This window comes from Streptomyces sp. NPDC059248 (genome assembly GCF_042753905.1).
In the GTDB taxonomy this organism is placed as follows: domain Bacteria; phylum Actinomycetota; class Actinomycetes; order Streptomycetales; family Streptomycetaceae; genus Streptomyces.
This window is the reverse complement of the sequence record NZ_JBHYZV010000084.1, coordinates 23,425-30,463: the sequence shown is the minus strand read 5'-3', so window position 1 is coordinate 30,463 and position 7,039 is coordinate 23,425. Positions and strand designations below refer to the sequence as shown.

Sequence of the window (7,039 nt, the reverse complement as noted above, 5' to 3'; positions counted from 1 at the left end):
CGCCCGCCGGTGTCACCGATGGGGGCTCGGCTCCCGGCTCGCCCGGGTCGCCCGGGTCCCGGGCTTCCGGGCGGCGAGATGGGGCCCGGGGTCGCAGAGCGGTCGGGGCCCGGGGTCGCGTACAAGCCCGGATCCCGGCTCCCGGACGGGCCGCGGCTCGTCCTCCCGGGCGTGGCGGCGGCGTGGGGTGACCACCGTGGTGTGGCGGCTCTCCTCGGCCGCGACCGTGAGACACGCGGCGATGAGGACCACGTTCTTGATGATGTACTGCCCCTCCAATGTGGGCAGTTGGCCGTTCCACATCTCGTCGGGAAGTATCAGCAGGGCGGCGAAGACCCCGCCCATGTGCAGGAAGAAAGCCGCGAGCACCACCCGCAGAAGGAATCCGGTGATCAGTCCGACGCCGATCGCGGTCTCGAACAACGCCAGCAGGGGGCGGGTCGCCCCCGGCGGTACGAGCCCGAAGGCGAGGACGTCCATGGTCCGGCTCGCGACGTCCTCCGCCGGACTGGCGTCCGGGACGAACTTCATGACACCGAATCCGACGAAGACCAGCCCGACGGTGATTCTGAGGATGGTGGTGCTGTGCCGTTGGTAGCGGCACAGTGCGGCATCGAGGATGCCCGTCAACGTGTCACTCCTTGTGGGGGGATGATGAAACTGTGGGGGATGTTTCATCGGTGAGCACGCTATAAGGCGACCTGGGCACCCGTAAAGGTCTGGACCATTATTGCCGGGTGGTCATGGCCCCTCGATCACCGCGCCGGTCCGCCGCCGCCGGGACCGGACCGGGACCGCCGCATGCCCGGCAGCCGGTCCAGAAAGGCCGCGACGGCCCCGGCGAACCCCTCCAGGTCGTCGTCGTGGATCCAGTGCCCGGCCGCCGGGGACGTCCACAGCTCCGTACCGGGCCGCTCGGCGGCCATCCGCCGGGCGAGGGCCGCGGACAGCAGGGTGCTCCGGCCGCCGTGGGCCACCAGGGCGGGACAGGACGAGCCCAGCCAGTCGTCCCACCAGTCACCGGTACCGCCCTCCTGGACGGCCATCATCTCCTCCCAGTCGAACAGCAGCCGCCAGCGCCCCGGTCCGGCCTCGACGGCGCTCTGCAGGAAGTAGCCGCTGTCGGGGACCCCCCGCTCCTCGATCGCACGGGCCAGCGCCGCCCGGCTCGCCGCCTCGGCGGGCCAGCCCCGGACGTCCAGGACCGGATGCGGCACCTCCGGCCGCCGCATCACCGGACCCACGTCCTCGACGATCAGCGCCGACACCAGACCGGGATGGCGGGCCGCGAGCTGGTACGCCGTGATGCCGCCGAGCGAATGCCCCAGAACCACCACGGGACCCCGGCCGAGCCCGCGCACGAAGGACGCCGCGTCCTCGACGAACCCGTCCCGGTCGTACCCGGCCGTCCGGTCGCTGTGACCGTGGCCCCGCTGGTCGGGCGCGAACACCCGGGCCCGGCCGCCCAGATCGGCCGCCAGCCGCCGGAAGACCGCCCCGCGCCCGAAGGTGCCGTGCAGCGCCACCAGGGCCGGGCCGTCGCCGCCGTAGTCGAGGTAATGGAGAAGGTGACCCGCGTCGGCGCGGAAGGATTCGGAACGGGGAGACATGGCCGCCAGGGTAGGTGCCGCCCGCGCCGGAGGGCGCGGGCGGCGGTGATACCAGGAGCCCGGTGACGTATCGTCAGCGGCCCTGTAGCGCCTTGACGTTGTTGCCGAAGGTCCAGTTCCGGGAGCCGTCCCAGTTCAGGGACCAGGTCATCAGACCTTTCAGCGCGCCGTTGTAGCCGTTCCACGCCTGGGCGACGAGCGGCGGGGGCATATAGCCGCCACCCGCGCCGTACTGGGCCGGGAGACCCGGTGCCTGCTTGTCGTACGGGACCCGGATCGTGGTGCCCTGGATGACGAGACCGCGGTTGAGGCAGTCGGTCTGCGCCCGGAACCCGGCGACCGTACCGGCCTCGTAGGAGTCGCCGGAGCAGCCGTACATCGCCCCGTTGTAGTACTGCATGTTCAGCCACCACAGCCGGCCGTTGTCCGCGTACTTCTTGATGATCGGCAGATACGAGCCCCAGATGGAGCCGTAGACGACGCTGCCGCCGGTGACGTACGCGGTCTCCGGGGCCATGGTGAGACCGAAGTTCGACGGCATCCGGGCCAGCACACCGTCGATGATCCGGATCAGGTTGGACTGGGAGGCCGAGAGCTGGTTGATGTTGCCGCTGCCGACCAGGCCGGTCTCGATGTCGATGTCGATACCGTCGAAGTTGTACCGCTGGAGGATCGGGACGACCGTGGCGACGAACCGGTCGGCGACCGCGGCGGAGCTGAGATCGATCCCGGCGGTCGCGCCGCCGATGGAGAGCAGGATGGTCAGGCCGTTCGCCTTGGCCGCGCACATCTCGGCCGGGGTGGCGACCTTGACCGTACGGTCCATCCCGTCCTCCCACAGGACCGTGCCGTCGGAGAGGATCACGGGGAAGGCGGCGTTCAGCACGTTGTAGCCGTTGGCGGTGATCCGGGAGTCGTTGATGGGGATCCAGCCCATCGGCGGGTGGACGCCGTTGGCCGCGCCGTCCCAGTTCTCCCAGTAGCCGTGCAGGACCTTGCCCGCCGGCTTGGACTTGATGGCGCAGGTGTCGGCCGCGGCGCGCTGCGCCGAGTCGGCTCCCCGGCCGGGTTCGGCCGCGACGGGCCGGTCGGCGGCCCGTTCGGCGAGCTTGGTCGTCAGTTCGAGCGGGACGGCCTTCGGGGGACCGGCGGCGGCCTGTCCCGGCACGGCGGCGGCCAGGAACAGCGGGACGGCCAGGGCGGCGGCGAGGCCCGCCCCGAAGAATCGGGATCGGCGAGCTTTCATGCGTGTCCCTTCCTGTCTCCACGGGCTTCCGGCAGCCGGTGGCCGTCGGCTCACGGCCGGACGGGAGGGACACGGAACGCGGCGGACGGGGGTGGGGGGACATCGCCGGGACACGCTCACCTCCTGGGACTGTGGGGGGCCTGGAGACGTACGTGGGGGTGGTGCGCCACAACGTAAGTTGGTCCAGACCTTCCGTCAAGAGGTCTGGACCAACAGGGAGCAGGTCTAAGCGACTTCGGCTCCCGTCCCGCGTCATGGTGTGGCACTTCCGGCGCCCACGGTGAACTCCCCGGCGGGGACGGACTCGGCGGCCCGGCGCGCGTGCGCGAACTCCACCACCTGACCGGCCATGGTCGCCAGCTGCTCCTGGATGTGCGGTTGGTCGCAGCCACCGTCCGCGTCGAAGCCGGCCGACTCGCTGTTGACGGCGACCCCGAGTGGGGTGGGCCAGCCGCGCAGCGCGTGGGCGACCGTGCGCAGCGTCCCCAGCGTGGCGACCGCACCCTGCCAGCCCTGTCCCACGGCGAGGAGGCCTACGGCACGGCCGGTCAGATAGGGTCGCGCGTCACCGCGCAACTCCTCCACGTAGTCGAGGGCGTTCTTGACCAGACCGGAGACGGTGCCATGGTACGAAGGGCTGGCGATGATGATTCCGTCCGCCGAGGCGACCTTGGAGATCAGGCGCAGGGCCTGTGGTGAGCGGACCTCTTCGCGCGGGTCGTAGAGCGGGAACATCAGCTCGGATCCGCCGATCAGGTGGGTCTCCGCGCCGAGGTGCCGCGCCTCCCTCAATACCGCGCGAAGCGCCCGCTCCGCGGTGGAGTGAGGCCGGGGCGATCCCCCAATACCGATGACCTTCACGGTCTGCTGCATGGGTTCTCTCACTTTGTCGATCCGACGTGTGCGGTGGCTGCTGTCCGGTTCAGGGCGGCGCGCCCTCGGAGTACGACGGACGCGACCTTCAGCTCTTGGTCGGTTGTCGCCGAGCGCCGCCGGGCCGCCGCCCTTCAGTCCCCGCCCCTGCCCGTGCCCGCCTTCAGCTCCGCCTCCAGGGCCGCCGCGAACAATTCGACCGTGGGGGCCTCGTCGAACGTCCGCAGAGTCAACTTCCCGCCCGTCTCCTTGCCCAGCCGGGCCAGCACCCGGCTCGCGAGGAGCGAGTGCCCGCCCAGCTCGAAGAAGTCGTCGGTGCTCTCGATCCTGTCCACTTTGAGGACGTCCCGCCAGACGTTCACCACGAGGGCGAGGATGCTCGGATCCATGCTGTGGCTTCCTTTCTCGGCGCATGCCGACGCACGCCGGCGCACGCGCGTCGTGCGGTGGAGGCCCGTCACGCCGTCGTGGGGTGTGCGAGCCCTTCGAGTGCCTTGCGGTCGAGCTTGCCGTTGAGGGTCAGCGGCAGCTCCGACACCGCGACGTACCTCGAAGGGACCATGTAGGGCGGGAGACGGTCGGTGAGGTATCCGCGCAACGCGGGCGCTTCCGTACCCCCGGATGCGGGCGATGCCACGTAGTAGGCCACGAGGAAGGGATCGCCGGTCGGCCCTCTCGTCAGGAGGACCGCGGCCTCGGAGACCCCGCGGTGCGTGCGGAGCAGTGCCTCCACCTCACCCAGCTCGATGCGCAAGCCGCGCAACTTGACCTGGGTGTCGGTACGGCCCTCGAACCACAGCCCGTCCCGCTCGACGCGGGCCAGGTCTCCCGTCCGGTACCAGCGCCCCGTCCCGCCGTCGAGGGTGACGAAGCTGCGGCTGGTCCGGTCCGGCAGCCCCAGGTATCCCCAGGCGACACCGGGGCCGCTCAGGTAGACCTCACCGCTCCGGCCGAGGGGAACCGGACCGCCGTTGTCCATGACGGCGGCCGTCACATGCGGCAAGGCCCTGCCGATCGGAGTTCCGGGACGTGTCGGACGTGTCGGGTCGAGGTTCTCCTCGGTCAGCTCGTACCAGGTCGCGTAGACGGTGGCTTCGGTCGGGCCGTACAGGTTGTGGACTCGCGCGTCGGGCGCGACACCCGCCTTCAGCCAGCGCAGCACCGTGTGCGGTTCGACGGGCTCCCCGCACAACAGCACCTGCCGGAGAGACGGCAGCTCGGTTCCCTCCTCTTCGACGGCGTCCAGCAGGTACCGGAAGACGGTGGGCACCTGGCTCAGGATGCTCACCCGTGTTTCGGACAGAAGGCGCTGGAAGGCCGCCGGGTCGCCGGCCGCCTCTTCGGGAACGACCACGAGCCGTGCTCCCGTGACCAGGGGGATCCAGGTCTCCGCCACGCTGATGTCGAAGCAGACCGAGGTGAACTGGGCCCAGATGTCGCCGCTCCCGAACCGGAAGGCGCGGGCGACACCGTCCAGGAAGGCCAGGACGTTCCCGTGCCGCAGGACGACTCCCTTGGGGCGTCCCGTCGACCCCGAGGTGTAGAGCACGTACGCAATGTCCGGCGGGACCGGCGCGCGCTCCGGTGCGGAATCCGGCACACGCGTCGTGAACCCGTCCTCCCCGCTCTCCACCAGGAGCCCTGCCCCGGAGTCGGAGACGATGAAATCCTGCCGGGCGGAGGGATACGACAAGTCGACAGGGACATAGCCGGAACCGTGCTTCCAGACCCCGAGCAGCGCGGCGTACATGCGCCACCCGCGCCGCATCCGGACTCCTATCAAACCGCCGGGAGCGACTCCGCGCGCGGAGATCATGCGGGCGACGCGGTCCGCTTCCCGGTCGAGTTCCGCATAGGTGACGCGGCGGTCCCGGTCCTGGATCGCTATCGCATCGGGTGCCGCCGCCACCCGCGCGGCCACCCACGCGTCGACGCGGCCCGAGCCGGACCAGCCGTCGGGAGGGGTCCGCGCGTTCCGAAGCTCCATGCTGTCGCCTCCTCTTCACTCGGCTGGACGCACTGTCGTCACGGCTCCACGCGCCCGGCTAACGGAAATGGCTCTTGATGCCGGCGCGGACGGAGGAGAACAGCAACGACGTGTCCTCCGGCGAGTAGACCAGCGCCGGAAGGATCTGAACGCAGCTCGGTCCGGGATGGACGAGGGCCCCCTCTTCGCGGATGGCCCTGACGAGAGCGGCGACCTCGGCGTCCGCGAGCGGTTCACCGCTGAGGTGCCGCACCATGATGGCGCGCAGGCAGCCACGTCCGGAGGCGGACGCGACCTCGTCGACCTCGTCGACCAGGGTGTCCAGTTCGGCGTCGAGTCGCCGGGAGAGGGCGGTGCTGAGGGACGCGGCGTCGAGACGGCGCATCTCGTCGAGCGTCGCCAGGATCGCCGCGGCCGAGGCAGGTGTGCCCGCCTGCGTCTCGCCGTGCCCCAGGACCGCTCCCGCGTGGACGAAGGCATCGGCCACCTCGCGGGACACCATCAGCGCGGACGCCGCCATCGTGCCGTTGGTCAGGGCCTTGGAGGTCAGCAGGATGTCAGGTGGTTCCGGCCAGGACTGGCTGGCGAAGAAGGGGCCCACCCGCCAGAAACCCGTCGTCACCTCATCGGCCACCAGCAGGAAGCCGTGTTCCTGGCGCAGCCGCAGCAGAGTCGCCACATAGGCATCGGACAACTCGAGGGCCGGCGTGCCCAGGACCGGCTCCACCACGACGGCCGCGATCCGGCCGCGGTGCTTGTCGAGCAGCCTCTCCAGCTCCTCGGGCTCGTTGGGGCGAACATGGGTGACGAGCCGCCGGTCGATGCCGTACACCCTGTTGCCGAGGTCTGCGCCGGTCAGGGCGGCGGCACCGAATGTCAGACCGTGCCAACCGCCTTCGAGGCCGACGATTCCCTTACGAACGTGCTCGCCACGGAGTGCGAAGTAGTGCCGCGCGACTTTCATGACGAGGTCGTTGGCGGCACCGCCGGAAGTCGAGAAGAGGACCCGGCCGAAGTGCTCGGAGCCGGCCACCTCCCTGAGCGCCTCTGCGGCACGACGCGCGTAGACGTTCTCGTACCGGTACAGACTGAGGTACGAGGCGTCGCGCAGCGCCTTGTGGACGGCGTGCGCGATCGCCTCATTGCCGTAGCCGAGGATGCAGTTCCAGAGCCCGCTGGTACCGCAAAGGGCCTCGCGGCCGTCGCTGAACGTCAGCCGAACGCCGCGGGCGGACGCGGTGCAGTAGTCGTCGTCGCCCTGCCGCTCGACGGACATCATGTGCGGCCAGAGAGTGTGGGGCTGATGTGTCATCGGGCACCTCC

Annotated in this window: 7 protein-coding genes; all 7 read right to left on the bottom strand. The window is 70.5% G+C overall.

Features of this window, described 5'->3' with window-relative positions; genetic code table 11:
* Window positions 1-12 precede the first annotated feature (12 nt).
* Entirely contained in the window at window positions 13-630 is a 618-nt protein-coding gene (locus tag ACFXG1_RS27855) for a DoxX family protein (protein ID WP_384745027.1), read from the bottom strand.
* Between the two features lie 125 nt (window positions 631-755).
* Window positions 756-1,610, bottom strand: coding sequence for an alpha/beta fold hydrolase (locus tag ACFXG1_RS27850; protein WP_384745025.1), 855 nt, complete (start codon window positions 1,608-1,610; stop codon window positions 756-758).
* A gap of 73 nt (window positions 1,611-1,683) precedes the next feature.
* Window positions 1,684-2,856 carry a chitinase gene (locus ACFXG1_RS27845; protein ID WP_384708352.1) on the bottom strand — a complete coding sequence of 391 codons (1,173 nt, stop codon included), beginning with the start codon at window positions 2,854-2,856 and terminating at the stop codon, window positions 1,684-1,686.
* A gap of 252 nt (window positions 2,857-3,108) precedes the next feature.
* Window positions 3,109-3,729 carry an NADPH-dependent FMN reductase gene (locus ACFXG1_RS27840; RefSeq protein WP_384708355.1) on the bottom strand — a complete coding sequence of 207 codons (621 nt, stop codon included), beginning with the start codon at window positions 3,727-3,729 and terminating at the stop codon, window positions 3,109-3,111.
* 134 nt (window positions 3,730-3,863) lie between these two features.
* Window positions 3,864-4,118 (bottom strand): phosphopantetheine-binding protein, encoded by a 255-nt coding sequence (locus ACFXG1_RS27835; protein WP_384708358.1) that lies wholly within the window; start codon window positions 4,116-4,118, stop codon window positions 3,864-3,866.
* Window positions 4,119-4,186: 68 nt separating this feature from the next.
* Window positions 4,187-5,716, bottom strand: coding sequence for an amino acid adenylation domain-containing protein (locus ACFXG1_RS27830; RefSeq protein ID WP_384745023.1), 1,530 nt, complete (start codon window positions 5,714-5,716; stop codon window positions 4,187-4,189).
* A 58-nt stretch (window positions 5,717-5,774) separates the two neighbouring features.
* Window positions 5,775-7,028 (bottom strand): daptide-type RiPP biosynthesis aminotransferase, encoded by a 1,254-nt coding sequence (gene mpaD / locus ACFXG1_RS27825; RefSeq protein WP_384708364.1) that lies wholly within the window; start codon window positions 7,026-7,028, stop codon window positions 5,775-5,777.
* Between the last annotated feature and the right edge of the window lie 11 nt (window positions 7,029-7,039).